Annotated in this window: 22 protein-coding genes; 7 read left to right on the top strand and 15 right to left on the bottom strand. The window is 59.0% G+C overall.

Annotated features, from left to right (window positions below; genetic code table 11):
• Positions 1 to 4: 4 nt before the first annotated feature.
• Together HMPREF1255_RS06570 and HMPREF1255_RS06565 are read right to left on the bottom strand one after the other, a co-directional pair.
• Positions 5 to 1,495, bottom strand: a complete 1,491-nt coding sequence (locus HMPREF1255_RS06570; RefSeq protein ID WP_024111353.1) for an NAD(P)(+) transhydrogenase (Re/Si-specific) subunit beta — start codon at positions 1,493 to 1,495, stop codon at positions 5 to 7.
• Position 1,496: 1 nt separating this feature from the next.
• Positions 1,497 to 3,044, bottom strand: a complete 1,548-nt coding sequence (locus HMPREF1255_RS06565) for a Re/Si-specific NAD(P)(+) transhydrogenase subunit alpha (protein ID WP_024111632.1) — start codon at positions 3,042 to 3,044, stop codon at positions 1,497 to 1,499.
• Positions 3,045 to 3,215: 171 nt separating this feature from the next.
• Here HMPREF1255_RS06565 and HMPREF1255_RS06560 point away from each other — a divergent pair, with 171 nt between their 5' ends.
• Positions 3,216 to 4,364 (top strand): membrane protein, encoded by a 1,149-nt coding sequence (locus tag HMPREF1255_RS06560; RefSeq protein WP_024111580.1) that lies wholly within the window; start codon positions 3,216 to 3,218, stop codon positions 4,362 to 4,364.
• A gap of 54 nt (positions 4,365 to 4,418) precedes the next feature.
• Here the strand turns inward: HMPREF1255_RS06560 and HMPREF1255_RS06555 are convergent, their stop codons facing one another.
• From HMPREF1255_RS06555 to glpK, 4 genes are all read right to left on the bottom strand, one after another.
• The gene (locus HMPREF1255_RS06555; RefSeq protein ID WP_016456916.1) at positions 4,419 to 5,099 is read right to left on the bottom strand and encodes an ABC transporter ATP-binding protein; all 681 of its coding nucleotides are present in this window, start codon (positions 5,097 to 5,099) and stop codon (positions 4,419 to 4,421) included.
• A gap of 2 nt (positions 5,100 to 5,101) precedes the next feature.
• Positions 5,102 to 6,319, bottom strand: coding sequence for an ABC transporter permease (locus HMPREF1255_RS06550; RefSeq protein WP_016456917.1), 1,218 nt, complete (start codon positions 6,317 to 6,319; stop codon positions 5,102 to 5,104).
• 2 nt (positions 6,320 to 6,321) lie between these two features.
• A complete protein-coding gene (locus HMPREF1255_RS06545; protein ID WP_024111547.1) occupies positions 6,322 to 6,738 on the bottom strand; it encodes a DUF4418 family protein in 417 nt (138 codons plus the stop codon).
• Positions 6,739 to 6,883: 145 nt separating this feature from the next.
• Positions 6,884 to 8,407: a glycerol kinase GlpK gene (gene glpK, locus HMPREF1255_RS06540; RefSeq protein ID WP_016456919.1), complete on the bottom strand. Its 1,524-nt coding sequence runs from the start codon at positions 8,405 to 8,407 to the stop codon at positions 6,884 to 6,886.
• 381 nt (positions 8,408 to 8,788) lie between these two features.
• Between glpK and glpA the strand changes: the two genes are divergently transcribed.
• Genes glpA through HMPREF1255_RS06525 form a run of 3 tightly spaced genes read left to right on the top strand, consistent with a single transcriptional unit; the run spans position 8,789 to position 12,893 of the window.
• Positions 8,789 to 10,366 carry an anaerobic glycerol-3-phosphate dehydrogenase subunit GlpA gene (glpA, locus tag HMPREF1255_RS06535; protein WP_016456920.1) on the top strand — a complete coding sequence of 526 codons (1,578 nt, stop codon included), beginning with the start codon at positions 8,789 to 8,791 and terminating at the stop codon, positions 10,364 to 10,366.
• Complete coding sequence (glpB, locus tag HMPREF1255_RS06530) at positions 10,363 to 11,598, top strand: glycerol-3-phosphate dehydrogenase subunit GlpB (protein ID WP_024111536.1); 1,236 nt, start codon at positions 10,363 to 10,365, stop codon at positions 11,596 to 11,598. The genes glpA and glpB overlap by 4 nt, the downstream gene beginning before the upstream one ends.
• Positions 11,595 to 12,893 (top strand): anaerobic glycerol-3-phosphate dehydrogenase subunit C, encoded by a 1,299-nt coding sequence (locus HMPREF1255_RS06525; RefSeq protein WP_024111448.1) that lies wholly within the window; start codon positions 11,595 to 11,597, stop codon positions 12,891 to 12,893. The genes glpB and HMPREF1255_RS06525 overlap by 4 nt, the downstream gene beginning before the upstream one ends.
• A gap of 100 nt (positions 12,894 to 12,993) precedes the next feature.
• On the opposite strand, the gene HMPREF1255_RS06520 is transcribed toward HMPREF1255_RS06525, so the two are convergent.
• From HMPREF1255_RS06520 to HMPREF1255_RS06510, 3 genes are read right to left on the bottom strand one after another with little or no spacing between them, the layout of a single operon-like run.
• Positions 12,994 to 13,770 (bottom strand): DeoR/GlpR family DNA-binding transcription regulator, encoded by a 777-nt coding sequence (locus tag HMPREF1255_RS06520; protein WP_016456923.1) that lies wholly within the window; start codon positions 13,768 to 13,770, stop codon positions 12,994 to 12,996.
• 20 nt (positions 13,771 to 13,790) lie between these two features.
• Complete coding sequence (locus HMPREF1255_RS06515; RefSeq protein WP_016456924.1) at positions 13,791 to 14,840, bottom strand: 2-dehydropantoate 2-reductase N-terminal domain-containing protein; 1,050 nt, start codon at positions 14,838 to 14,840, stop codon at positions 13,791 to 13,793.
• Between the two features lie 21 nt (positions 14,841 to 14,861).
• Complete coding sequence (locus HMPREF1255_RS06510; RefSeq protein WP_024111601.1) at positions 14,862 to 16,433, bottom strand: FGGY-family carbohydrate kinase; 1,572 nt, start codon at positions 16,431 to 16,433, stop codon at positions 14,862 to 14,864.
• A gap of 198 nt (positions 16,434 to 16,631) precedes the next feature.
• On the opposite strand from HMPREF1255_RS06510, the gene HMPREF1255_RS06505 reads away from it, so the two are divergent.
• Positions 16,632 to 17,381, top strand: a complete 750-nt coding sequence (locus HMPREF1255_RS06505) for a YaaA family protein (RefSeq protein ID WP_024111508.1) — start codon at positions 16,632 to 16,634, stop codon at positions 17,379 to 17,381.
• Here the strand turns inward: HMPREF1255_RS06505 and HMPREF1255_RS06500 are convergent.
• The 6 genes from HMPREF1255_RS06500 to HMPREF1255_RS06475 form a co-directional block, all read right to left on the bottom strand.
• Positions 17,378 to 18,427: an ABC transporter ATP-binding protein gene (locus tag HMPREF1255_RS06500; RefSeq protein WP_024111348.1), complete on the bottom strand. Its 1,050-nt coding sequence runs from the start codon at positions 18,425 to 18,427 to the stop codon at positions 17,378 to 17,380. The genes HMPREF1255_RS06505 and HMPREF1255_RS06500 overlap by 4 nt on opposite strands.
• Positions 18,424 to 19,905 (bottom strand): hypothetical protein, encoded by a 1,482-nt coding sequence (locus HMPREF1255_RS06495; protein ID WP_024111598.1) that lies wholly within the window; start codon positions 19,903 to 19,905, stop codon positions 18,424 to 18,426. Before HMPREF1255_RS06495 ends, HMPREF1255_RS06500 begins: the two co-directional genes overlap by 4 nt.
• A 58-nt stretch (positions 19,906 to 19,963) precedes the next feature.
• Positions 19,964 to 20,962: an extracellular solute-binding protein gene (locus HMPREF1255_RS06490; protein WP_024111365.1), complete on the bottom strand. Its 999-nt coding sequence runs from the start codon at positions 20,960 to 20,962 to the stop codon at positions 19,964 to 19,966.
• A 54-nt stretch (positions 20,963 to 21,016) separates the two neighbouring features.
• Positions 21,017 to 22,426: an MFS transporter gene (locus tag HMPREF1255_RS06485; RefSeq protein ID WP_024111577.1), complete on the bottom strand. Its 1,410-nt coding sequence runs from the start codon at positions 22,424 to 22,426 to the stop codon at positions 21,017 to 21,019.
• Between the two features lie 126 nt (positions 22,427 to 22,552).
• Positions 22,553 to 23,236 carry a response regulator gene (locus HMPREF1255_RS06480; RefSeq protein WP_024111604.1) on the bottom strand — a complete coding sequence of 228 codons (684 nt, stop codon included), beginning with the start codon at positions 23,234 to 23,236 and terminating at the stop codon, positions 22,553 to 22,555.
• Between the two features lie 29 nt (positions 23,237 to 23,265).
• The gene (locus tag HMPREF1255_RS06475; protein WP_024111367.1) at positions 23,266 to 24,036 is read right to left on the bottom strand and encodes a sensor histidine kinase KdpD; all 771 of its coding nucleotides are present in this window, start codon (positions 24,034 to 24,036) and stop codon (positions 23,266 to 23,268) included.
• 210 nt (positions 24,037 to 24,246) lie between these two features.
• On the opposite strand from HMPREF1255_RS06475, the gene HMPREF1255_RS06470 reads away from it, so the two are divergent.
• Together HMPREF1255_RS06470 and HMPREF1255_RS06465 are read left to right on the top strand one after the other, a co-directional pair.
• Positions 24,247 to 25,593 carry a U32 family peptidase gene (locus HMPREF1255_RS06470; protein ID WP_024111502.1) on the top strand — a complete coding sequence of 449 codons (1,347 nt, stop codon included), beginning with the start codon at positions 24,247 to 24,249 and terminating at the stop codon, positions 25,591 to 25,593.
• Positions 25,594 to 25,654: 61 nt separating this feature from the next.
• Entirely contained in the window at positions 25,655 to 26,254 is a 600-nt protein-coding gene (locus HMPREF1255_RS06465; RefSeq protein ID WP_024111630.1) for a TetR/AcrR family transcriptional regulator, read from the top strand.
• Positions 26,255 to 26,366: the final 112 nt, after the last annotated feature.

The raw sequence follows: 26,366 nt of genomic DNA, 5'->3' as shown, positions 1-26,366 counted from the left end.
AATACTAGCCAGTAATCGCCTTCACCGATTCCCTGGCCGGCAGCGCGGCGTTAATCGCGCTGACCGAATCCTTCGCGTCCCCGAACAACATGTAGGTGTTGTCGTTGAAGAACAGCGGGTTCTCGACGCCGGCGTAGCCCGGCTTCATGGAACGCTTGAAGACGATGACCTTCTTGGCGTCCCAAACCTTCAGCACAGGCATGCCGGAGATCGGCGAGCCTGGCTCCATGGCTGCGGGGTTGACGGTGTCGTTAGCGCCGATCACCAGTGCCACGTCGGTCTGGTCGAAGTCGTCGTTCACCTCGTCCATCTCGAACACGATGTCGTAGGGCACGTGGGCCTCGGCGAGGAGCACGTTCATGTGGCCGGGAAGACGACCTGCGACGGGGTGAATCGCGAACTTCACGTCCACGCCCTTGTCGGTGAGCTTCTTGGCCAGTTCAGCAACCGGGTACTGCGCCTGGGCAACCGCCATGCCGTACCCGGGAGCAATGGTGACGGTGGAGGCATCCTCGAGCTGACTGGCCAACTCGTCGACGGTGATCTCCTGGATCTCGCCCTGTTCGCCGTCAGCCTTCTTGGCCGCAGCCTGCCCGAAACCACCAAGAATGACGGAGACGAACGAACGGTTCATTGCCTTGCACATGATGTAGCTGAGGATGGCACCGGAAGCACCAACCAGCGCGCCGGTGACGATCAGCACCGGAATACCCAGGCTGAAACCGCTGAACGCGGCCGCAAAACCGGAGTAGCTGTTCAGCATCGAGATGACGACCGGCATGTCCGCGCCGCCGATGGCAGCTACCAGGTGGAAGCCGAGGAACAGGCTCATGAGGGTCAGCAGAATTAGCGGCAGCCAAGCCAGGCCCGTAGTGGTGTTCTGGAACCAGACACCGCAGCCGATAATACCCACCAGCAGAGCCAGGTTAATCAGATTACGACCCGGCAGCGTCAATGGCTTGCTAGGCAGCTTCTCGGCAAGCTTGCCCCACGCCACGATCGAACCTGTGAACGTAACAGCACCGATGAAGACGCCGATCCAAACCTCAGCCATGTGGAAACCGAAGTTATCGATCGCCACGCCGTCGTTGAGCATGTCGCGGTGCTCGATGAAGACGTTGAAGCCGATCAGCACGGCGGCCAGGCCGACAAACGAGTGCAGCTGAGCAATCAACTGCGGCATGCCCGTCATCTCGACCTTCATTGCCTTGATGACGCCGATGACCGCACCAGCGATAACGGCGATCAGCAGCATGATGATCGGGGCCAAACCAAGACGCCCCATGAAGGCGGGCATGGTCTCGTGCCAGTTTTCGCTGTGCCAGCGCTCGGGCGCTGCGGCAGCGACGATCGTCGCGATGCAAGCCAAAAGCATACCGAGAACGCCGAACGCGTTGCCGCGCTTGGAGGTCTCGAACTTGCTTAAGCCGGCCAGCGCGAAAATGAATAGCAGGCCGGAAACAATAAATGTTGCGTTTACGAAATTAGCTAACATGTCAGCCCCTCTTGAACATCTTGAGCATGCGCTGGGTGACGGTGAAGCCACCGAAAATGTTGATCGAAGCAATCAACACTGCGAATGCGGCCAGGATCTTGACGACCCAGTTATCGTTTGCCAGCTGGGCGATCGCACCGACGATGATGATGCCCGAAATAGCGTTCGTCACGCTCATCAGCGGAGTGTGCAGCGCGCTCGTCACGTTCCAGACCACGTAGTAGCCGCAGACCAGGGCCAGCACGAAAATACTGAACAGCGAGACGAACGAGCCGGGCGCGAACGTCAACGCAGCGATGGCCAGCACGCTGAGCACACCGACGATCGCCACGGAGAACCACCACGGTTTCGGCTGTTTGATTTCCTCAACCTCGGTGCTGTGCTCCGGTTCCTTCACCGGGGCGACGGGCGCCGCGGAAACCTGAATCGGGGGCGGCGGGAAGGTAATTTCTCCGTCGCGGGTCACCGTCATGTTGCGGATGACCTCGTCGGAGAAATCGATGACGAACTGGCCGTCCTTCTCGGGCGTGGTCAGCTTGAACAGATTAACGATGTTGGTGCCGTACAGCTGGCTAGACTGGCCGGGCAGACGGCTGGGCATGTCGGTGTAGCCGATGATCGTCACGCCGTTATCAGTGACGTATTTTTCGCCCGGGCGAGTCAGCTCGCAGTTGCCGCCGCCGAGGGCCGCCAGGTCGACGATAACCGATCCCGGCTTCATGGCCTCGACCATCTCGGCGGTGATCAGCTTCGGGCTAGGCTTGCCGGGGATGGCTGCCGTGGTGACGATGACGTCGGTGTCCGGGGCCTGCGACATGTACAGTTCCGCAGCGCGGGTGTTGTAGTCGTCGCTGGTTTCCTTTGCGTATCCGTCGGTGCTAACCGACTGGTCGTCCTCACCGGAACGAACCTTGAGGAATGTCGCACCCATCGATTCCACCTGCTCGGCGGTCTCGGGACGAACGTCAGTGGCGTAGACGTCGGCGCCCATCGAGTTGGCGGCGCCAATCGCGGCTAGACCCGCCACGCCAGTTCCGATGACGAAAACCTTGGCAGGCGGCACCTTGCCGGCTGCCGTCACCTGGCCGCCGAAAGTGCGGCCAAATTCGTAGGACGCCTCGACGATCGCGCGGTAACCCGAAATATTCGCCGTGGAGCTGAGCGCGTCCATCGACTGGGCGCGCGAAATTCGCGGCACCATGTCCATGGCGAGGCCCGTGATTTTGCGCTCGTTTAGCGCCTCCAGCAGCTCCGGATTTTGCCGCGGGGACAGGAACGTCACGAGGATGGAACCCGCGGTCATCGCGTTCAGCTCCTCGAGGCTGGGCTGGTTAACTGCAATTACAATGTCGCTCGACCACGCCTGCCGTCCGTCACCGATCAATGCGCCTGCTTCTTCGTAGGCGTGATCCGGCAGCGCAGAACGCTCTCCGGCGCCTGCCTCTACGAGAACCTCGTAGCCAAGCTTGACCAGTTGAGTAACGGTTTTAGGAGTGGCGGCAACTCTATTTTCGCCGGGCAATGATTCCCGGGGCACGCCTATTCTCATGACCATTAGCCTATTGCATTTGTGCAAGGTTAGGCCGCGAGGTCCGCCGGTATTCCGTAACTTGCCTTCTCATAGGTCTGCGAGATGAAACCGGCGCGTCGCGATCTGCGGTCAATTGACTCTAGATACTACGCTGTGAATGACGCTTTTTGCCGATATTCAGGAGCCGCCATGTCTACCACCAGATCCACAGGGTCTAACAGCTGGGACAACGAAGAGACCCGCCGCATTTGGCCGGACGACGACAAGACCTCGGCCTACCGATTGGACGACGAGCCCACCCGCGTGGTCGACTCGGGCAACGAGCCAACTCAGGTAGTCGGCAACAACGAAGCCACCCGCGCCATCTACAGCGACGAGCCCACCCAAGCATTCGAACCGCCGCACGAGCCCACCAGGGTAATGCCCGTGCAGGACTTCCAAGAAGCGACCTACGAGACGCCGAATGTTGACTACTACCCCACTCCTCAGCCCCAGCGCGAGCCGTTCGAGGACTACGTAGCAGAGAGGTTCGGCGATGAGAATCCGGCTCCTCGGCAGACTCAACCGGACGCATACGGCGAAGACTACGAGGTCGAGTCTGAATCACCCCGAAAGAGCTTGTGGCGACGTTTCCTTCGGAATATGGGCGTAGGCATCGCGCTCAGCGCAATTTACGCGCTTTGCCTGTTCCTGGCGGCATCCCACAACGGCAACCTAGACACCACCTCGAGTTCGATCGTTGTCGGCGCGCTGACAGGTGTCGTGTGCACGATCGTTGCTAGCCTGCTGAACCTGCTGCTCAACGTGAACGGCAACATGCGCTCGTTCATCTCGTTCATCGGGCTGCTTTATGTGCTCGAGCAGTGGCTCAAGATCATCCAGACCCAGGGCTTCGGTTCCTTCCCGTTCGACGAACAGCTGACTGCCATGCTGCCCATCGGGCTGACCGTCTGCGGGCTAATCGGTGGCACCCTGGACAAACTCCTAGATCTTCTCGACACGGACCCGAACAGCAAGGTGGGCTTCGTCCTCCGCACGCTGTCGATCGTCTCTGGAATCGTCGCCATCTTTGCTGGCGTGACGGCGTTCTGCGCCTTCGGAACCCAGATCGGCGTCTACCTGACGCCGTGGGGCCAAAATTCGACGCTTCTGCCCTCCGCCGTAATGGTACTTGCGATAATTTCGGTCGGTTTGGCGCTGGCCCTGCCCAAGCTTTCGAAGATCATGAAGCTGCTGGGCTACGCCGCATTCCTTGGCTCGGTCGGCCTCGGGGTCTTCGCGATTCTGGGATACCAAACCAACCCGCTGCTCTCTCTGATTCTCAGCGCGATCAATTAGCCGAAAACAAAATTGGGGCCCAGGGCCCCAATTTTTTGTCTACCTTCAGGCTGGTTACTGGTCTGGAGCCAGGCGCCCCTTGTCCATCCGCCAGACGTTGTCGGCTGCGCGAACAGCCGCATCGTCGTGTGTGACGACCAGCACGCCCGTGCCCTGTTCGGCCTGCTCCTTTAGAACGCCCAAGACGATCTCGGTGCTTTCGGCGTCCAGGTCTCCGGTGGGCTCGTCGCAGATGAGCGCCTCGGGATGGTTCATCAGCGCGCGGGCCAGCCCGATCCTGCGCATTTCACCGCCGGACAGTTCCCTAGGGAACGCCTGCGAAAGCGCCGCGACGTCCACTTTCTCGAGCAGCTGAAGAGCACGATCGAAGAGTTTTTCATCGCGCTTTCGCCAGTCTTTGTCCATGACCGCCGGCAGAATGACGTTGTCCAGCACGTTCAGGCTGCCAATGAGCGTCATGCGCTGCGGCACGAAGCCGAGGGTCCGGTTGCGCAGCTTCGAGAGCTGCGCGTCCTTCAACTCGTGAACGTTTTTGCCCTCTACCGTGACCGTCCCGCTGGTGGGTTTGAGCAGCCCGGCGACGAGGTTCAAGAACGTCGTTTTACCGTTACCACTTCGCCCGACAATCGCAGTGAAATCGCCCTCGCCGAGGGTGAAGTTGACGTCGTCGACGGCAGCGAACGGTATCGCCCTGCGAACGAATTTCTTGGTCAGATTCCTTGTTTCTAAAAGCACGATCAGGCCCCCGCTCGCAGCGTCAGATAGGTCTCGCCGAGCATCATTCTGGCGGTGCTAACCGCGGACGAAATCATGCACGTCACCATCGCGAACGCGAGCACGCCGAGCGCAAGCAATATCACTTGCGCCGCGCCAACTTGGGCGTAGGGCATGCCGAAGCTGCGCCCGATTAGCGTGGAGAACGAGACGGTGGTCAACGCACCCAAACCGACTCCGATCACACCGCCGAGAAGCCCGATCAGCGAGGACTCCTCTGTGACCATGGAGACCAGGTTTCGACGCGTTGCGCCCAGAATCCTCAGCGTGGCGAATTCAGCCTTTCGGGAGTTCGCCGACGAGGCGAACACGGCGATCTGCACAATCAGCCCGATAACCCAGAAGAGAATCAGGAAGATCAGCACGTAGTTGGCGATCGAGTTGATGCTCGACTTCAGCTTGGACGTCAGCGAGACGCCCGAGATCACGGACACGTCTTGAAGGTCCTTATGCTCGGTGACCTGCCGGGCCACCTCATCAAGGCTGTAGCCGTCCTGAACGTCCGCGAACACCGTCGACGCGGCCCCCTCCGGCGCTTCTTGGGCTTCCTTCTCGCCCATCTGTGCCGCGTAAGAGGTGATCAGCTTGGCCGTGTTGGGGTTCACAAAGACCGAGTTGTCCTTGTCGGTTCCGGTGCTGGCCAGTTTGGCTGCCACCGGCCATTCATGGTTGAAAAGTTTCAGCGTCTCGTCCTCGAAAGCCATGACGTTCGAACCGACGATGATCTTTCCGTCAGGCAGATTGCCGTCGTACTGTGTCTTGATCCAAGGCTCGATGATGAAGTCGGTCTTCGGATCAAACCCGACAATCTGCAGCTTAGAATCGCAGCAGCTTGCCTCCAGCGAAGAGATATAAAACTGCTGAGTCGCTCGCTTCACGCCTGGCATCTTCTGCACGGTGCTGAAGACGTCGTGCGAGAAATAGAAAGTGCTCGGCTCCCCTGCCGAGATAACAGCTTCCGCCTGGTGAAGAGACTGAGCGGGCACCAACATCAGGTCGGCACCGAGTCGTTGCCGCACGCTCTCCAGACCGGAATTCAGGTTCGTCAGCAGCAGAGAGCCGGCGAAAGTGCCGAAAGAAAGGATCGCGACGACAACGACGAGCATGGCGGTGCGGAATGGGTTGCGTTTCAGGTTCCGCGACGGCAAGGCGCCGACTGTGATGTGTGGTGTGTGAGGCACGGCTAGTTGCTCGCCTCGGTCTTGTTCAGCCCGTTGGTGCGGATGTCCGAGCCCACCGAGATCAGCGCAAAGATCATGAGCAGCACGCTAACCACGATCAGGAACGGCTGGGTGGTCGAGTGGCAGTGCATTTCGGGCATCTTGCACGGGCCGATCAGGAAGGTAGCGACGCCGATCTCGAGGCCACCGAGCAGGAATGCGGCGATAGCCAGGACGATGCGCGCGCTCGCATTCAGCACCAACGCGAAGATTCCGAGCAGTGCGATGACGATGCCCACACCGAGCGAGGCCTGTGCCATCCAGTGGCACTTCATCGGTTTGTCCATCACTTCACAAACCTTGACGAAAGTCTGCGGGCCAATAGCGATCAGCAGCCCAAAAACGATTGACGGCAGAGCCGAAAACAACCTGCTTTTCATCGGTAAACCTTTCCAGATATTAGTAACGCTCGCGTTAGTTTAATAAGGCTACCCTAATTCATGCAAGGTTTTAGCAAATAAAAAGAACGCCCCGACCTGCCAAGGATACGCGTCTCGGCCGGTCGGGACGGCTATTTAATTAATCCTAGTTTTCGACGTCGTCATCAACCCAGTCAAAGGTCTTTGTGACGGCCTTCTTCCAGTTACGGAACAGGCGCTCATTTTCTTCGTGGTCAGCCTTCGGGGACCAGCGCTTGGCCTCCTGCCAGTTGTCAATGACGTCCTGCTCGCCGTTCCAGAATCCGGTGGCGATGCCAGCCGCGTACGCAGCACCGAGTGCGGTGGTCTCTGCAACGACGGGGCAAACAACGTCCACATCGAGTTGGTCTGCCTGGAACTGCATGAGCAGATCGTTGTTGGTCATGCCGCCGTCGACGCGAAGCTCCTTCAGCTTCTTACCAGAGTCGGCCTCCATGGCCTCCAACACCTCGCGGGTCTGGTAGGCGGTGGCCTCCAGAACTGCGCGGGCGATGTGACCGCGGTTGACGTAACGGGTCAGGCCAGCAATCACGCCGCGAGCGTCGGAGCGCCAGTACGGCGCAAACAGGCCGGAAAACGCCGGTACGAAGTAGCAGCCACCGTTGTCCTCCACGGTGCTTGCCAACTTCTCAACCTCGGGGGCCGAATCGAACATGCGCAGGTTGTCGCGCAGCCACTGAACCAGCGAACCGGTAACGGCAATCGAACCTTCGAGCGCGTAGACCGGCTTCTGGTCACCAATCTTGTACAGGACGGTGGTGATCAAGCCGTTCTCCGACGGTGTCGGTTCGTTGCCGGTATTGATCAGCGTGAAGCAGCCGGTGCCATAGGTGTTCTTCGCCATGCCAGGAGTGAAACAGGCCTGGCCGAAGGTAGCCGCCTGCTGGTCACCCAAGATGCCCGCGATCGGAGTGTCGATCAGCAGGCTAGAGCGCATGCCGTAGCCGTAAATCTCAGAGGAAGAACGAATCTCCGGAAGCATCTGCATTGGAATGTCGAAGAACTTGCACATTCCTTCGTCCCACTGCAGGGTCTTCAGGTCCATCAACATGGTGCGGGACGCGTTGGTCACGTCGGTGACGTGCACGCCGCCGTTGACGCCGCCGGTCATGTTCCAGACCAGCCAGGTATCCGGAGTGCCGAATAGCAGGTCGCCGGCTTCGGCCTTCTCGCGTGCACCCTCGACGTTGTTGAGGATCCACTCGATCTTGGTTGCGGACGGGTAAACCGAAATCGGCTCACCGGTGATCTCGCGGAACTGGTCCTGCCCACCATCATCGATGAGCTCCTGGCAGCGCCTGGTTGCACGGGCATCCTGCCAGACGATCGCGTTGTAGACCGGCTCACCAGTGTTCTTATCCCAAACGATGGTGGTCTCGCGCTGGTTGGTGATGCCGACGCCAGCCAGCACGTGACGGTTGATGTCGGCCTTACCGAGAGCCTCACCAACAACCTCGCGGGTGTTGTGCCAGATTTCCATCGGGTCGTGTTCCACCCAGCCAGCGTGCGGGTAGATCTGCTCGTGTTCCTTCTGTCCAACCGAAACGATGCGTCCACTGTGGTCAAAAACTATTGCTCGAGAGCTTGTCGTGCCCTGGTCAATAGCCAGAACATACTTCTTTTCAGTCACCGTGCCTCCTTGCAAGGTATCTTTCAAGTTTTGGCCCCAAGGGGAAAACTCACCCGCTGCCGTGCGGGCAAAAATATCCTACCTTACAAAGCAAGTACTGTACGTACGAACAAACGAACCAGACTTAGCAGATTTAAAGGAATTAAAATAATTAATTATTCTCTAATTCAATTAGTGCCACCTAAGTAATTAGCGAATATTCGAAATCGCTTTTCATTTCGACCCATTTGTCATTACTTAGGTGGCACTAAATTGGTGAAACAATGTGCAGTTTTACGCGTGAATTATACCCTTTACCCCTTTTTTGGATTTAGCACCAGCCATCTCCTTTTTATGGGTGACACTGTTTATTAACAAATACAAAAAATACGAGGAAGTGTGATGAAAAAACTGCAAGCCGACGTTGTGGTTATCGGCGGCGGTTCTACCGGAGTTGGAGTTGTGCGCGACGTAGCCATGCGCGGTTACTCCACAATCCTGGTCGAACGTGCCGACCTTGGCCAGGGCACGACGTCACGATTCCACGGTCTTCTGCACTCCGGCGGACGCTACGTCGTCTCCGACCCAATCTCCGCACGCGAATGCGCCGAAGAAAATGCAATTTTGCGCAAGATCCAGGCCCACGCAGTAGAGCCCACCGGTGGTTTCTTCGTCTCGCTGAAAGGCGACGACCCCGAATTCCCCGACAAGTTCGTCGCTGGCGCCGCGGAAGCAAACATGCCTTGCCAGGAGATCTCTCCCGAAGAGGCGCTGCGTCGCGAGCCCCGCCTGAACCCCAACCTGAACCGCGTCTTCGAAGTTGAAGATGGCTCGGTTGACGGCTGGCAGCTCGTTTGGACGGCAGCCCGATCCGCAGAAATGTACGGCGCAAAGATCCTGACTTACACCAAGGTCACAGGGCTGGAGAAGGAAGGCGACCGCGTTTCGGCCGTCATCGCCGAGGACCGCAAGACCGGCGAAACCATCAGCATCGAAACCGACTTCGTGCTCAACTGCGCAGGCCCATGGGCCGGCCAGATCGCCGACATGGCTGGCTGCCACCCCGTTGAGGTGATTCCCGGTCGCGGCATCATGATCGCCATGAACCACCGCCTGGTAAACACCGTCATCAACCGCTGCATCACCCCTGCAGACGGCGATATCCTGGTTCCGGCGCACACCGTTTCGATCATCGGCACCACCGACGTCAAAGTGGACGACCCGGACAAACTCGAGATCCCCGAGAACGAGGTTCAGCAGATGCTGGACGCCGGCGAGGAACTCGTCCCCGGCTTCCGTCACGCCCGCGCGGTCCACGCCTGGGTTGGCGCTCGCCCGCTGATCAAGGACGACCGAGTCGACTCCTCCGACACCCGCCACATGAGCCGCGGCATGGCCGTCCTCGACCACGAGCAGCGTGACGGCATCAAGGGCCTCATGACCATCGGTGGCGGAAAGCTAACCACCTACCGCCTGATGGCCGAGCACATCGTCGACGCCATGGAGCGCGTCACCGGAAACCAGCACCCCTGCCGCACCGCTGAAGAGCCGGTGCCGGGCAGCGAAGACAAGAGGCTGTACTCGGTGCGCCACCGCCTGGAACACCGCGAGGAAAACTGGCAGGCAGACCAGGTGCTCTGTGAATGCGAGCAGATTTCCACCTCTGATCTCGAGCGCGAGATTCAGGAGGGCCCGGAAAACCCGTCGATGGACGACCTGCGTCGCAGGCTGCGCATCGGCATGGGCCCCTGCCAGGGTGGCATCTGCGCCAACCGCTTCGCAGGCGCAATGTGCAATAGGGGTTACGCGGACGCCGACGGCGCCACCGCGCTGCTGCAGCGTTTCCTGCGTAACCGCTGGATTGGTCTGTGGCCACTTATTTACGGACAGCAGGTCCGCCAAACCGCACTCGATTACTGGATGACTTCGGGCACGCTAGATGTTAACCATCTTCCTGCCCCTGAGAAGGTGGTGTTATGAGCCGCACAATTGTTATTGGTTCCGGGCTCGCCGGACTTTCCGCAGCGATTCGTCTGGCGGAGCAGGGCGTGCCGACCACGCTCGTCACGTTCGGTAACGGCGGCCTGCAGCTTTCGCAGGGCACCGTCGATATTCTGGGTTACGCACCCGAGCGCGTCGACGATCCGATCGCCGCGATCGATTCACTTCCGGAGAAGCACCCGTACCGAATCCTGGGCGCGCAGGCCGTCGAGGAATCCACCAAGTGGATTGCCAACATCTTCGGCCCGGAGCTGATCGAGGGCGACCCGCACAGCAACTACTTGGTTCCTACCGCGATCGGCGCTCTTCGCCCGTCCGCCTACGTCATGCCCAGCATGGCTGCCGGCGACGCCCGCAAGGTGCGCAGCTACGCGGTTGTCGGCATCAAGCAGATCAAGGACTTCCAGACCTCGATGGTTGCCGGCAACATCGCCCGCACCGAAACCCCGGATGGCGGCAAGTACGTCACCTCCGAAACCTTGATGAGCCTCGAGCCCCGTCCGGGCGAGAAGGATCCCACGTCCTACACCTACGCCAGGGCCATGAAGGACCCGCAGCTGGTTAACGCATTCGCCGCAGAGTTGAAGCGCGTGGCGGGCGAGGGTGACGTCGTCCTGGTTCCCCCGGTCCTTTCTTACGCCGGAGTCGCCAAGCAGGTTTCTGAGCTGGTTGGCCGTCCGGTTGCCGAGTCGATCATGCAGCCCCCGGCTGCGCCTGGTCGCCTGATGCAGGAGTACCTGGTTGCATATGCCAAGTCGCACGGTGTTCGTTACATGCTCGACGCCAAGGTCACCGGCCTGAACGCCGAGGGCGGCCGCGTCAAGAGCGTGAAAGTCGAGCTGGCCGGTCACGAGCGGGTCATCGAGGCCGACGCTGTCATTTACGCACCGGGCGGTTTCGAGTCGGGCGCGCTGAACATGGATTCGCACCGAAACATCACCGAGACCGTGTTCGGCCTGCCGCTGAGCGAGCACAATGGCGAAGACCTGATCACCCACAAGCAAGACGAGCCGCAGCCGCTGTTCGAGGTCGGTGTGCGCGTCGACGAGACGATGCGCGTGCTGGACGAATCCGGAAAGGCCGTTTACGACAATTTCTACGCCGCAGGCGGTTTGCTTGCCGGCGCACAGCGGTGGGACGAGAAGTCCGGCGACGGCATCGCCGTTGCTTCCGGCAAGCGCGCCGCTGAGCAGGTAGGAGAGAGCAAATGAGCAGAGCTGAGACCGCGCAGAAGATGCGCGAGAGGCTAAACAACGAAATCAGGCGTGCCAGCCTGGATAACTGCGTCAAGTGCAACATCTGTGAGGCCACTTGTCCGGTGCTCGAGGCCACCCCGCTGTTCGGCGGCCCGAAGTACTCCGGCCCGCAGGCAGAGCGCTACCGCGACGGCATTTCGGTGGACGGCTCCATCGATTACTGCTCCAGCTGTGGCACCTGCTCGGTGGTTTGCCCGCAGGGCGTGCAGGTCTCCGAGATCATCTCGCTGGCCAAGGCTGTTCAGAAGGCGCAGAACGGTGTTCCCGTCCGCGACCGCCTGATCACCAATACCGTCCTGATGGGTCAGGTCATGACCCCGGTCGCCCCGATCGCTAACGCCGCGCTGAAGTTCAAGCCGCTGCGTAAGATCATGGAGGCCGTCGTTGGCATTCACGAGGATGCCCCGATGCCCACCGCGCAGACCCAGAGCCTGCAGGGCTGGTTGAAGAAGCGCAAGGGACCGGCCGTTAAGGGTTCGCGTGGCAAGGTCGTGTTCTTCCACGGCTGTGCCGGTGGCTATTTCGAGACCGAGGCCGTAAAGTGCGCGATCCAGGTTCTGGAGTACATCGGCTACGAGGTCATCGTGCCGAAGCAGGGTTGCTGTGGCCTTGCTCAGCAGTCCAACGGTCTTTACGAGGACGCCGAGAAGTCGGTCAAGAAGCTGGCCCGCCAGCTGCGCGACGCAGCAGGCATCACTCCTGACGACGGCGACGTGCCGATCATCTCTACCGCGGGTAGCTGTGGCGGAATGCTCAAGCACGAGGCTCGTAACTACCTTGGCATTCGCGATGACGAGGCCGTCAACAACGTTCGCGAGCGCGTCCGCGACATCAGCGAGTTCCTGATGGAGCTCTACGACGCAGGCGAGGTCGAATTCGACTTCGAGCCGCTGAATATGAAGGTTCCCTACCACCAGCCGTGCCAGGTTCGCAGCCAGGGCATGGGCTCCCCCGCGGCCGACCTGATGCGCCTGATTCCGGGCCTCGAGGTCGTCGAGTCGGGACGCTCCTGCTGTGGCATCGCCGGCACCTACGGCCTGAAGAAGGAAAAGTTCGAGGTGGCCCAGAAGGTCGGTAAGCCGCTGTTTGACATGGTCCAGGAGACCGCTGTCGACTCCAAGATTGCCGTCTGCGACACCGAGACCTGCCGCTGGCAAATCCAGAAGGGCTCCGGCGTTAAGACGGTTCACCCGATTGTCCTGGTGCACAAGGCTCTCGGCCTTGGCTGGACAGCCGACGAGAACAAGTAAGCATTAGATAGATAAATGCGGTGAGATCCACTTGGATCTCACCGCATTTATTTTTGGTGGTGCTTTTTATCCGACTACGGATGAAAAGCACCACGCTAAGTTAAGAAACGACTTTGACCTCTATGCCTTGGTCCCTCAGGTCAGCCACGATTTCTTTTGGCGTCTTGGAGTCGGTGATAATCACGTCGAATTCGGTTACCGGGCACACCTTGTAGAGGGCCGCCTTCTGGAACTTGGTCGAGTCCACCAGAAGCAGCTTTTTGCGCGCGGAATCGATCATTGCGCGCTTTGTGCGGGCGACGTTTTCTTGCGGGTGATAGCAAAAACCGTTCGTTATTGCCGTCGAAGACATGATCACCCAGTCGACGCTCAGCCTTGAGATAGCCGCCTCAGTAAGTTCACCGAAGTAGGCGTTCGCCCACGCCTCGTACTGGCCTCCCAACATGAGCAGCCGCACGCCAGGCTGGTGACGTAGCTTCGTCGCCACGAATTCGGCGTTTGTTGCGACGGTGATCGGCTCGAAATCTATAAGGTCCTCGACCACGGGAATCGTCGAAGAAGAATCGTCGACCATGATGGATTGTCCGCGATTAAGGTATTTCTTTGCGGCGGCAGCCATCTTTTCTTTGGTCTTGTTATGGGTGCCTATGCGCACCTTGGACGCGGCTTCGTTTAGCGAGGATTCCGCGGCAAACACCTCGCCGCGTTTAAGGTTGACCAGTTGGAGCTTCTCGAGGTCGGCGACGTCGCGATAAACAGTCATCGCCGAAACCTCGAGAAGATTAGCCAACTCGTCGATGTGGCATGAACCCTCCTGCGTGACGACGGAGACAATCTTCCTGCGTCGACCTTCAGGGTCTAGGTTCATACCTGGCATCATTTACTCAATTCGTTAATTTAGGGGCGAGCAGGCAGCACAGCATTGCCGACTACGCTCTTCACGTCGTCGACCCCACCCGCCAGAATCTCAATAACAGCGTTCATTAACGGTAGCTGATCGGCGATGTCAGAGGCATGCTGATCGACAAATTTCTTTGCCAACCCGGCAGCTGGAACACCCTCGACGGTCTGCTCCAAACGAGCCATTTCTTCCAGCGCCTCCTGCGGCTTCTCGCCACGGCCGAGACGAACACCGTAGAACTTGTTGCGGCCGGAAAGGCCAGTAACCTCGAGGTCGCCAACTCCTGGCAGGCCGAAGGCGGTGGCTTCAGCAGCGCCCTGAGACTTGCCGAGGATCGACATCTCGCGAACCGCCTCGTTGAAGGTTGCGGCCTTCAGGTTGTGGTGGGGAACGCCGGTCTTCTCCTGCAGGCCGTCGGCGATGCCGAGGGCAATAGCGAAAACGTTCTTCATCGGAGCGCAGATCTCGACGCCGATCTCGTCGTCGGTGGCTTCGATGGCGTAGTTGTCGGTGCGGATGGAACGCGCATACTTGATGGCGACGTCCTTGTCCTTGCAGCCGAAGATGGTTGCGGTTGGTTCGCGGGCGGCGCACTCGTTGGCCTTAACCGGGCCGGCAACTGCAACGATCGGAGGCAGATTGTCGTACCCCTCCTCCTTCGCGATGCGACGGATGGAGTCGGGCAGCAGCAGAACATCGCCGTTGTCGAACTCGAGGAAGCCCTTCGAGGTGACCATGAGGGCTTCGGCCTTGACGATGCCTGGCAGCGCCATCTTGGTGACCTTCTCAACACCAACAGACGCCACCGAAAGGATGACGGTGTCGGCTCCGTCGAGAGCCTCTTCCAGCTGATCAGAACGGTAAAGCTTGACGCCCTCGGCCAGCGGCTCATTGGTGCGTGGGTGGTTCTCGCCCTTCTCGACGGCATCAAGTAGGTGGTCGTCGAGCCAGGTTCCCCAGAGTCGGACCTCCCAGCCGGCGTCGGCCAGCGGGGTGCAGATGGCGGAGCCCATGGCCCCCGCGCCTAGAACTGTGATTACAGACATATTTCCTTCTTCCAGTTGTTTTTAAAGCTCGGCCTTGGGCGATTCCGGTCGAGTCGATGGGTACTTGAGAGTCAGGTCGTAGAGCTCCTCGAAGACGTCCTTCAGCTTCGGGTAGAGCTGGCGCTGAACGTGCGCTACGTCCTTGTACTGGGCGTGCTTGTCCATGTCCGGCTCGACAGTTTCACCGTACTGCGCCATCTTCTTTGCGGTGGCTGCGACGTCGTGCTCGCCGTAGATACCGGTCGATGCCATTGCCAGAACTGCTGCACCGAGTGCGGAGATCTCGTCCTGGGCACAAACGGTGATCGGCAGCGCGGTGGTGTCGGCCATGATCTGGCGCCACAGCATCGAACGGGTGCCGCCGCCCATCGCGCGCAGGCCGGTGAGCTTGACGCCCGTGCCGGCCTCGACTGAGTCGAGGTTGAGACGCATCTCGAAGCCGATGGACTCCAGGATGGAGCGGTACATGTGGGCGCGGGAGTGCGTGCCCCTCCAGCCGACGACGGCGCCGCGGGCAACCGAATCCCAGTAGGGCGACTGCACGGCGTTCCAGTACGGCAGGGTCACCAGGCCTTCGCAGCCCGGCGGGATGTGGCTGGCTGCCTCGTCGAGCGCCGGGTCGGGCTCGCCCAGCAGCTTCGGGTCGCCCAGGGTCTCACGGAACCAGCCTGCCAGGTAGGAGCCGGACGACTGCAGCACCTCGAACACGTAGTTGCCGGGGATGCCGGAGACGTGGGTGCGGAATACCTTGTCGTACTTGTAGACGGGTGAATCGACACCGGCGTTCACCGCGGTACCCAAGTTCAGGAACCCTATCTCTGGGTCGACCGCAGCGGCACCGATGCCTGCTGCCTGGCCGTCGCCGAGGCCCGCGATAACCGGAACCTCCTTGATGCCCCACTCGTCTGCGAGTTCCGTGCGCAGCGTGCCCATCTCGTATGACGGCTCAACCAGTTCGGCCATCTGCTCGCGCTTGACGCCAGCGATGTCGAGAAGTTCGTCCGCCCAGTCGCGCTTCTGAATGTCGAACAGGCCCAGGGAGTCGGCGGCAGCCTGCGAGCTGACGGGACGACCGGTGAGCATCCAAGCGATGTAGCCGTGGACGTCCATCACCTTGTAGGCCTTCTCGAAGACCTCGGGCTCGTTTTCCTTCACCCAAGCCATCTTGTAGATGCCGGGAGTGACGCCGGCGGGCTTGCCGGAAAGTTCGTGGATGTGGTCGTTACCGTAGTGACGGATCTGTTCGGTGGCGCGGCCGTCGAGCCAGAGAATGCCGTTGCGAAGCGGGTTGCCGTCCTTGTCGAACGGCGCGAAGGACTCGCGCTGGTGCGTAATACCGATGGCTTCGACGCGGTCGCGGTCTGCCGGCGAAAGTTCGCTGAGCACCTTGCCGATGGTTGCTCGGCTGGTTTCCCACCAGCGGGCCGGGTTGTGCTCGTACTGGTCCATGGCTGGCGTGTGCAGCTGGATGTTCTCTTTCGCCGTGTGCCAGATGTTGCCCTCGGCGTCTACGATGATGGCCTTGGTGGACGTGGTGGACGAGTCGATAGCGACTACCAGAGGCCCATCGGCCAAACGCTTGTTTTCAGTCATGCTTCCTCTTCTGTCTTCATCTTTGAATGACAACTGTTTTAAGGGGGCGTGGGAGAAGGTCGTTCTTTTCCCGCGCCGAATATGTACAAAGAATACACGAAAATAACGGCTTTTAACAATTTTTTTGTTACTTCTAACACTTTTTTTGTTAACTGCCCTTTGGCTAGGCATTACAGACCCTGACATAACATTGGGGTCATGCTGATCTTGCTCTCAGAATCCAAACGGCTGAATTTCGATCGTGACGTCGAAATCTCGCCCACCAAGCCCCGCTTCGAGGAACAAACCGACCAGCTCGTAGATGCGCTGCGCGGCTATTCGATGCCCAGCCTCGGAAAACTGATGGGCATATCTGAGGAGCTGGCCGTGCTCAACTACAACCGATTCGCAAAATTCTACGAGGCCGACCACAAGTCCGCGATCAGCGCGTTTGACGGCGACGCTTACCAGACTCTTCGCGTTGAAGACTTCAGCGCTGCAGACCTGAGCCGTGCCCAAGAGATTCTGCGCATCATGAGTGGGCTATACGGAATGCTGCGTCCCGCAGATGAGATCGTGCCGCACCGCCTCGAGCAGCACACCAAGCTTGCCGTCGGAGATGCCGATGACCTGTACGAGTTTTGGGGCGAGCGCGTCTCGAAGCAGGCCGAGTCAGATTTGGAGAAGACCGACGGCGACCACGTCTTCTTGAACCTGGCCAGCAAGGAATACTCGAGCATGTTAACGGACCCGGAATCCGAGATGGTTTCACCACGTTTCGAAGACACCACCAAGGCCGGCAAGCGTCGAGTCATCGCCTATCACGCCAAGCGGGCACGCGGAGCCATGACCGCCTGGGTGATCAAGAACGGCGTCAACAAGGTTTCCCAGTTGGCCGACTTCGACGTCGACGGCTACGAGTTCGACGAAGACAAGTCGACGCCAACCACGCCAGTCTTCTGGCGCTAGGAAACCCAACCGCTAAGAACTCTCAGCCCAACCTTCGAGCCGACTGGATATTCGCGGGCGCGGCTGGGCGCGCTAACTGTAAAGGTGCCGATCTCGGTTTCGACGTCGTAGCGGGTGCGGGCTCGCGAAAATGCGCAGTATATGACCTGCCCCGTAATGATCGACTCGTCCTCCCCTGCCGGTTCGAGCAGGATTTCTTCGGCGGGAATGTACGCGGTTGCGTCAGAGGTGGCTGAATCGGCGAATAGCTCCACCTGCCAGCGCCCGAGCTGCACACACATCCGTCCAGCCGCCGACGCTGGACCTAGCGCCCTGCAGGCGAAGATGTTATCTATGCCCATGAACGCCGCAACTAGCGCGGAGGCCGGTCGAGCGTAGATATCCCGAGCCTTTCCAAGCTGCCCAATCTGCCCGTTTTCGGTGAGCACCAGCATTCGGCTGCTCATCTCGCAGGCCTCGTCCAGGTCGTGAGTGACGAGCACGGCAGGTATCTGCAGCCGCTCGATCAACTCTAAAAAAGTTCGTTGCACGTTGTGCTTAAGCGTGGCTTCGACGTGCGCGAAGGATTCGTCCAGCAGCATGACGGCCGGGCGCTGCGCGAATAGCCTAGCCAGCGAAACCCGGCTGGCCTGCCCGCCAGAAAGCGAGTTCGGGTAGCTGTTGGCCAGGCTCATCAGGTTCATCCTTGCCAGCGACACGGCGATCTGCCCGTCACGCACCCGTTTGGGCGTGTCGGGGTCGTCCAGCACAAACCCGACGTTCTCCTCAACCGTAAGGGTGTCAAAGAGGACGGGGTCTTGGCTGGAGAGGCCGATATTCCTCTCGTTAGGCCGTAGCCCAGAGACTTCTCGGCCATCCACACGAACCGAACCTCCCGCCCGAATAAGCCCCGCGATCGCGCGAAGCAGTGTGGTTTTGCCACTGCCGGATGGGCCAACCACACACAAAAGCTGCCCTGGCTCAACGGAAAACGAGATGTCGGACACGATGTCTGCGCCGCCCTCGGGCCTGGGCACCCGAACGCCCGAAACTTCAAGACCTTTCACCTTGTTCTTACCCTTCTAGTTAAAGATCCCCAGGCAGTTTTTCCAGCCTGCCACAGCGTCACGGAGCAGACCAGCACCCCGGCCGCGACGGCAGTGACCACAAGAGAAGTCGAAAATGCCGCCTGCAAGTCCCTGCTCTCGATGGCGCTCAACAGGTTCGAGTGAATGAACGAAACGTCGACGGTACCGACGAAGATTGCCGGGGCAGAACGCGTCAATAGGAGCTGCGCGATGAGCAGAACCACGGCGAAGAAGCCACCGGCAAGTTCTCGGACAACCGTGGCGGCAGAGCGCAGCACGCCGGCTCCCGAAACGCTGGCGGCCATGCGAATTTTGCCGGCTTGGGCGAAAAGGTATGTAGCGGAAAGCAGCGAGAGTGGAAGCGCGATTGACGAGTAGGCCAGGCCGATTCCCAGCACTCCGCCACCCGGCGACCCGGCCCCCACCAGCGCGGGGAACACGTTTCTACCGAAAATCCTGATTGTTTCCCTGTGTTTTTCCGAGAGGTATAGCCCGCCGAGTGTCTGGCAAACGCAGAGCAAGCAGATAGATGCGGCCGCGCACAGTTCGATAACGGTCCTGCTCTGGACGAAGGCGACGATCAGCAGCGAGACGGCTGCGCTTGCAACCACGGCCAAAAAGATGACCAGCAGCCCCATCAGAAAGTCGCCCCGCACAACCTCGAAACGGCTCAGCCCGTTTATCAGACAAACAGCAACCACAGACGCCAGCAATACGGCGGATGCTTTGCCCGCAAGGCTGATTAGAAGCGGAAACGATCTTATCGACAGGTCGTCGTTCGCGGGCAGGCTTCCTACGAGGGCGGACGCGGGCTGACGGCGAGGCGCGTCTCGCTCAACCGCCGGCGCCAGGCCCGATATGCCGAGCTGGTGAAGCACGAGAAGCGTCAGGGCTATGGCCAGCGAGATCATCAAAAGGGCGATCGCCAAGTTTCCGCCCAGGCCGGCAAGCGCCGAGCGCAGGGCGTGTGACGCCAGATAGCTATCGGTGGACCCGAATACCAGGGTCAGCGACGGGTCTGTGAGCGCGAGCATCGCGCAGATCAACGTCGAGGTGGCAACCCCTTGAACCCAAATCGGGAAGAGTAGACGCCAGAAAACCCGATTGCTAGAAGCGCTTATTGCGGCCATCTGAATCTGTGCGCGATCGACCCGCGAGAGCATGACGGCGGTGAAGAGTGCGGCAATCGGAGCAAGGGAGATGGCATGCCCGAGCACTATGACGTGCCAAGAATACGGTGCCATCCCCATCGGCCAGCACGTCAAGGCCAGCCCGATGGTTTCAGGTGGCACGAGCAGCGGAAGACTAGCCACGACCAGCCAGAAGGGCCCTCCCGAGCACTTTGCGGCAAGCGCCGCCAACCCACCAGAAAACGACGCGATCACCCCGCCCAGCAGAGCGATAAATAGGCTACGGGCGAGCATTCCCTCGGCGTCGAGCACGTGGCGCTTCAGCATTAGGAAGCCGGCGCAGAATAATATGACGGCCGCCAAAAGCGCGACCGCTCGCCTCAACCTAGACCGAGCCACGGCGCACCTCGTCGACCCAGATCTCGGTCATCTTTTCGCGTTGAGCACCGGAAACCGCAGAGGCCGGCTGAACGATCTCCACGTTCAGGGCGGCAAGTGCGGTTTCAATATTGTTTTCGATTCTCAAGCTGGTGGCCTGCTGCCCGGAACCGACTATCCCTGCGCGCTGTCCCGAGTCGCTGACTGCGAATGAGACGAAATCGTGTGCGATTGGCTCGGCCCCAGTCAGCACAGCCACTGCCCCGATCTCGTATCCAGTTCCCTCTAAGGGATAGACCACGTTAACCGGCGCTCCCTGGTCTTTCTCAAACTTGCAGTAGGGGGCAAAGGTAACCGTGGCGTCCGCAGCCCCGACGGCCACCAGATGGGCCACCGAGGTGCCAGACATCGTGTAGGTCAAGGCGCCCGCGTCAAGGTTCTTTAGAAATTCGACGAGCTTCGCGCGGTTTTCTCCGCTCACTTCTGCCAACACCTGAAGCATCGACGCAGCCGTGCCGGACGTCAGCGGGTCTGGGAGAACGTACCTGCCGCGCCACTCGAGCGAGGCAAGGTCCGCCCATGAAGTGAGGGATTCGTCACGAACGCAAAAAGCTAAGACACCTGCGTAGACCCCGTGCCAATAGCCACGGGGGTCCACGAAACGTGACGGAATGTTACTCAGATCCGGCCGGCTGGCTTCTAGCAGACCTCGATGCTCCGCAAGCATGTAGGCCTCTGCAGGTCCGCCCAGCCAGGCGTCGAATTCGCCCGGCGCGGATTCGATTCGAGCTAGGGCCTGAGACGTCGGCATTCTAGTGACGGCCACACTGACGCCACTCTCCTTGCTGTACGCGTCGGCAACGCTTCTGCAGGATTCTTCGTTGTTAGAACAAAGTAGCCGAAGACCTGGCGAGGGGCGCAGCGAAAGCGACACCGCGAGCGCGGCAACCACAACCACCGCAACCGCGCATTTCACTGCGAAACGCCGCAGCCACTTTGACTTCATCTACACAATAATAATGGCGGGGCAATAGGTGCCCCGCCATCATTTTTAGGTTAGTTACTTAGTCGACTCCGCCGACTGGCCGTTGCTGGCGGCGCGGCGAGCCATCAGCTTGCGCTCATCCTTGCCGACGATGGCCATCAGAATGACTGCCAGCACAACGATCACCATCAGGGTGCCGTAGGTGATGTCCCAGCCCGCGTACTTGATCAGCAGGCCGACGCCGGTGGACGCCATGGACGCACCAAGCAGGTAACCGAACAGACCGGTGAAGCCTGCCGCGGTACCCGCCACGTTACGCGGCGACAGGTCGATTGCCTGCAGACCGATCAGCATGACCGGGCCATAGATGAGGCCACCGATGCAGGCGATCAGCACGTAGAAGATCCACAGCGGAGCAGTCGGGGGAAGCAGCCAATAGAAGCCGAGCGCGATGCCAACGCCGATCAGGAACACGATGCCAGCGCCACTGCGCCACCCCTTGAACACGCGGTCGGACAGCCAGCCGCAAAGCAGGGTGCCAAGGATGCCGGCGCCTTCGTAAAGAGCGAAGCCGAGGATGCCGTCCTTAACATTTGCGCCGTGGATCTGCTCGGTCAGGTAAACCGGGATCCAGTTCAGGACGCCGTAACGCAGGGCGTAGACGAACACGTTGGTGATGGCCAGCAGCACGACGATGCGGTTGGTCAGCACGTGCTTGACGACGATCGACAGCCAGGAACCCTCGATCTCTGCTGGGGCGACCTTTGCCGGATCTTTGCGGTATTCCTCGATGGCCGGCAGTCCGAGGGCCTCGGGACGGTCACGGATGAGCAGGAAGGCAATCAGCGCAACGACCAGGGCGACAATCGCCGGCACATAGAAAGCAGGAGTCCAGTCGGCCTCGTTGGTGGCCATGTGCTGCAGGCCCCAGGCAGCGAGGATGCCGACGCCGGCGCCGCCAACGTTGTGGGCGGTGTTCCAAACCGAGGTCATGGTGCCGCGTTCTCGGGTGGAGAACCAGTGCACCAGGATGCGGCCCGAAGGAGGCCAGCCCATGCCTTGGAACCAGCCGTTGATGAACATGACGGTTGCGAACAGGCCGATGGAGGCCGCGATGCCGGGGAATGCCGCGATGCACAGGTTAACTACTGCGGAAAGCGCGAGGCCCAGCGGCAGGAAGAACCGAGCGTTTGCGCGGTCGGAGAGCATCGCCATGAAGAACTTGGACAGGCCATAGGAGATCAGTACTGCGTTCGCGACGATGCCGATGCCAACGGCGTCCATGATGTCGTGCTGCTTAAGCACGGCGGCCACCAGGGAGACGTTGTTACGAATCAGGTAGAAACCTGCGTAACCAAGGAAAATGCCAATGAAGACCTGGAAGCGCATGCGCCTGTATAGGCTATCGACTTTGGATGCGGCAATTGGTTCTTTTGCTGCGGGGGCGGACAGCCAACCCAGGCTGCTTTTTGCTTTCTCAGCCATTGTTACCTTTCTTGGCGTATCACCGGCGATACGCCTAAATTGACGATGCCAAAATGCAGGTAACGCTGCCATCGACTGGGGTAACAATTGGTAACAAAGCTGTCACCAAACTTAGCTGGACGTTATTTATTCGATATTGAGACGATATCCGACCCCGCGAACCGATTCAACGACGTCAGTGATGCCCCACTTCTCGAGGCTCTTTCGCAGCCGGTAGACGGCAGTCTTAGCCATGTCGCGGCCCCCGACCGGGCTCTTGGAATGCCAGACTTCCTCCAGAAGCTCTCGGGTGTGAACGACCGCCCCTGGTTCTACAGCGAGCGCAAGCAACAGTTTCGCCTCGGTATCGGACAGTTCTATTATCTGGCCGTCGTAGGTGGTCTCGAGGGTCCTTCGGTTGATGACGAACGGCCCTGCCTTGAGCGATTCGCGTTTTTTCTCGGGCATTGTTCTGCGCACGATGGCTTGGGCGCGCAGCGCGAGTTCGCGCGGGCTGAACGGCTTAACAACGTAATCGTCGGCACCCGCTTCTAGGCCGGCGATCCGGTGGCTTTCGTCGCTGAGCGCGGTCAACAGAATGATAGGTAGGGCGCTAGTTTGACGAATGGTTCGGGTTAGCTCAATGCCGGATCCGCCCGGCAGCATTACGTCGATCACCGCGAGGTCAAAATCCCGCTTCTTCAGCCCGGCCAGGGCCTCTTGAGCGCTCTGAGCTGTGACGCATTCGAATCCTTGGGTTTGCAGCGCGAAGGAGACGATCATGAGCATCTGTTCCTCGTCGTCGACGACGAGTGCGGTGGGCTTGTCCATGCTCCTCCTTGCCGGTTGATCTTTAGAGTTTACGCTTTGTCGGGTGTGCCTTTGGGTAGCGCGATGACAATCACGGTTCCTAGGCCTGGCAGGGAGTCAACCATGATGCTTCCGCCATGGCGTTCGACGATTTGCTTTGTGACCATCATTCCGATGCCCGATCCCGGTCTCCGCGATGTTCCGGCCGCGAAGGGTTTGAATAGACGTTCTTGTTCATCCAGCGCGATGCCCGCACCGTCGTCGCTGACGGACAGAATTGCCCCGCCACCCTCCGCGTTCTCGATGCGTACGGTGATGGCTGCGTCTTTGCCTGCGTGTCGCGCGGAGTTGTTGATCAGGTTCCACACCACCTGGCGGATCATTCCTTTATCTGCCCAGATCGGCAGGATTCCGCCTCGAGCGTCCACGTAGATCGGCAGGTCTGTTATCTTACGCAGCTGTTTTGCGGCGTCTGCAACCACAGCTCGCACGTCCACTTCTTCGACGACGAGCTTGCCCGAGGGCGAGTTCAGCTTGAGGTTAGCAATGAAGTTCTCAGCAATATCAATTGCCTGCGATGAATTGTCTTGGATGGTGGCGACGAAGTTGCGCTGCGTTTCGTTCAACGGGCCTGGTGTCTCTTCTGCGAGCAGTTCGGCCGCTCCCCTGATCAGGGTCAGTGGGGTGCGCATCTCGTGGGCGATGATCGCCGGTTCTCCGGCCGAGGGGTCGACGCTTTCGCTGTCGTCTTTATTTCTCTTGGCGACGACAACCGCCAGTACAACCGCCAATACGCCCGCGACAACCCATCCAAACCACATGAATACAACTTATTAGACTTCTCTGCCACACAGAAAGCTGTTTGAGAAGCAGTCGCTTCAGCTAATAAGCAAAATGCGACTATCCCACCAGAAATCAGCTTTTTAAGTTGCTGCGCTTCACATATATTTCAAGCAATTTAAGTTTGGCGGTAGCCAAAACCGCTCACAGAAATTTTTTGGCTATTTCTGCCTGCCGTTTATGCTCGATGAGTGGCTACGACTTTCCCGAAGATTCCCAGAAGAAACCGCCCTGAGGTGCTCGCTCCTGCGGGCAACCTGAACACGTTAAAAACGGCGGTGGACTTCGGAGCCGACGCCGTCTACTGCGGTGGCCGCGAATTCGGGATGAGGGCACGAGCCAAAAATTTTTCGATGGCGGATCTGGCTGAGGGCGTCAGCTACGCTCATGATCGTGGCGCTCGGGTGTTTGTCACCTGCAATGTGCTACCGACTAATTCGGAAGTTAAAGACCTCAACGCCTACATGGCACATCTTGCTGAAATGGACGTGGACGCCCTGATCGTTTCCGACATAGGTGTGCTGATGTCAGCCAGGCAGGTGGCGCCTAACATAGAGCTACACGTCTCAACTCAGGCCGGGGTCACTAACTATCAGGCGGCGAACGCGTTCGCGGAGCTGGGCGCATCGAGGGTCGTGCTGGCCCGCGAGCTGCCGCTGGAGGCGATCCGCGATATCAGGCGTAACGTCAGCCCTAGCCTCGAGATCGAGGCGTTCGTACACGGCGCAATGTGTATGGCTTTCTCTGGGCGCTGCTTGATCTCGCAGCACACCACAGGCAGGGACGCCAACCACGGCGACTGCGCGCAGTCTTGTCGCTGGCAGTACCACGTCGTCGAGGAAAAGCGTCCTGGACAGTTCTTCCCTATTGAGACCACCGATGAAGGCACGTTCTTATTCAACTCCCAGGATATGAACATGCTTGCCCACATCGACGACGTCCTGGACGCCGGCGTCACAAGCCTAAAGATCGAGGGCAGGGCGAAGGGCGCCTATTACGTTGCAGCAACGACTAACGCGTATAAAACTGCTGTCGGTTCGTACTTGCTTCAGCGCGGATACGAAGACGAAGAAGGCAAGGAGCTGAAACGATTCATCGGAGACGTCCAGGAAGATGTGGTGCAAGTAAACTTTGATGATTGGCTGCTAGCTGAACCATACAAGGTTGCACACCGCGACTACTGCACGGGCTTCTACTATCCCGAGAGCCCCGCCAGCGAATACGTGAAGTCTGGTGGCAGCATCAACGATTGGCGATGGGTGGGCGTCGTCGAGAAGTACGACGAGACGGCCGGAAGGCTCTACCTTCATTCCAAGAACAAGATCTGCCCCGGCGACGAGGTGGAGTTCCTGTTTCCTGGCAGCCAGCCATTAAAGCTAAAAGTGCCTTTCGAAGGAATTCTTGACGAAAATGGGAACGCAGTTACTGAAATTAATAATCATGCCAAGACGTTTTCTATTCCATGTCCTGACGATATTCCTTCGGGTGCGATGATCCGCATTAAAATGAATAGAAAGCCTAGACAGCAGCGAATTTGATTGCCTAAACAATTAGCCGCATATTTTTGACGTTCTAATCAGGCACAACTAATTTTGAATAGTGAATATTGATTTCCTGAAGGATCTGGTTAAAGATCCAAGGGCTAGACGCTCTGTCCGTTCAATTATCAAGGCGGTCGAGAAACTTATCGACTCTGGTATCGGAGTGGACGATCTAAACATCACTCAGATCACTAGAGAAGCTCACGTCACCAGGCCCACCTTCTATCAGTATTTTTCGAATGTTTCTGAGGCAGTTAGGGCAACAACTGCGTATCGCCTTAATGCTATTTTCAAGGCTGCTCCCATAGCTGAAAGCGATAACCCTTGGCCAGGTTATGAGAAGTTCGTCATTCGCCCAATTATTGAGGCTCTTATTCCGCACGAAAAATTCGCAGCCTCTGTGATATCAGGCTCCAACTCAATAAAAACTTTGGAGTTACTCATAGACGGTGTAGCTGATCGCCTAAGCAGTGTTCCTGCCATCCAAGCCGCTATAGATAACCATAAAGATCTGCCCAATAGCAACTACGTGAAGATGGTCGCTGCGGGATTGGTGTGGCGAATTAAAGAGTGGCTGACAGTAGATGCACATACCAGCCGTGATGAGATCGCTGCTGAGCTAGCCGATGTTTTGAACAGGGCTTTCTCTGGAAATTAATACTGTGCGTTAAAAATTTATCCTTAAATGATTTGAGGGCGGCCAAAATATGGCTGCCCTCAAGTTATCTATAAGTCTTATGTCTTTTTATCAACGCTCTGCATTTTTAATC

It is taken from the genome of Propionimicrobium sp. BV2F7, assembly GCF_000510445.1.
GTDB classification, from domain to species: domain Bacteria; phylum Actinomycetota; class Actinomycetes; order Propionibacteriales; family Propionibacteriaceae; genus Propionimicrobium; species Propionimicrobium lymphophilum.
Note: the sequence above shows the minus strand (reverse complement) of the source record. Positions and strands in the feature narration are given on the sequence as shown.

Coding starts and splice junctions, on each gene's coding strand:
- HMPREF1255_RS06520 (WP_016456923.1), bottom strand. CDS start 13,770: ATGCCAGGTATGAACCTAGACCCTGAAGGTCGACGCAGGAAGATTGTC.
- HMPREF1255_RS06565 (WP_024111632.1), bottom strand. CDS start 3,044: ATGAGAATAGGCGTGCCCCGGGAATCATTGCCCGGCGAAAATAGAGTT.
- HMPREF1255_RS06570 (WP_024111353.1), bottom strand. CDS start 1,495: ATGTTAGCTAATTTCGTAAACGCAACATTTATTGTTTCCGGCCTGCTA.
- HMPREF1255_RS06490 (WP_024111365.1), bottom strand. CDS start 20,962: ATGAAGTCAAAGTGGCTGCGGCGTTTCGCAGTGAAATGCGCGGTTGCG.
- glpB (WP_024111536.1), top strand. CDS start 10,363: ATGAGCCGCACAATTGTTATTGGTTCCGGGCTCGCCGGACTTTCCGCA.
- HMPREF1255_RS06485 (WP_024111577.1), bottom strand. CDS start 22,426: ATGGCTGAGAAAGCAAAAAGCAGCCTGGGTTGGCTGTCCGCCCCCGCA.
- HMPREF1255_RS06560 (WP_024111580.1), top strand. CDS start 3,216: ATGTCTACCACCAGATCCACAGGGTCTAACAGCTGGGACAACGAAGAG.
- HMPREF1255_RS06480 (WP_024111604.1), bottom strand. CDS start 23,236: ATGGACAAGCCCACCGCACTCGTCGTCGACGACGAGGAACAGATGCTC.
- HMPREF1255_RS06505 (WP_024111508.1), top strand. CDS start 16,632: ATGCTGATCTTGCTCTCAGAATCCAAACGGCTGAATTTCGATCGTGAC.
- HMPREF1255_RS06545 (WP_024111547.1), bottom strand. CDS start 6,738: ATGAAAAGCAGGTTGTTTTCGGCTCTGCCGTCAATCGTTTTTGGGCTG.
- glpA (WP_016456920.1), top strand. CDS start 8,789: ATGAAAAAACTGCAAGCCGACGTTGTGGTTATCGGCGGCGGTTCTACC.
- HMPREF1255_RS06515 (WP_016456924.1), bottom strand. CDS start 14,840: ATGTCTGTAATCACAGTTCTAGGCGCGGGGGCCATGGGCTCCGCCATC.
- HMPREF1255_RS06495 (WP_024111598.1), bottom strand. CDS start 19,905: ATGCTGAAGCGCCACGTGCTCGACGCCGAGGGAATGCTCGCCCGTAGC.
- HMPREF1255_RS06525 (WP_024111448.1), top strand. CDS start 11,595: ATGAGCAGAGCTGAGACCGCGCAGAAGATGCGCGAGAGGCTAAACAAC.
- HMPREF1255_RS06475 (WP_024111367.1), bottom strand. CDS start 24,036: ATGTGGTTTGGATGGGTTGTCGCGGGCGTATTGGCGGTTGTACTGGCG.
- HMPREF1255_RS06510 (WP_024111601.1), bottom strand. CDS start 16,433: ATGACTGAAAACAAGCGTTTGGCCGATGGGCCTCTGGTAGTCGCTATC.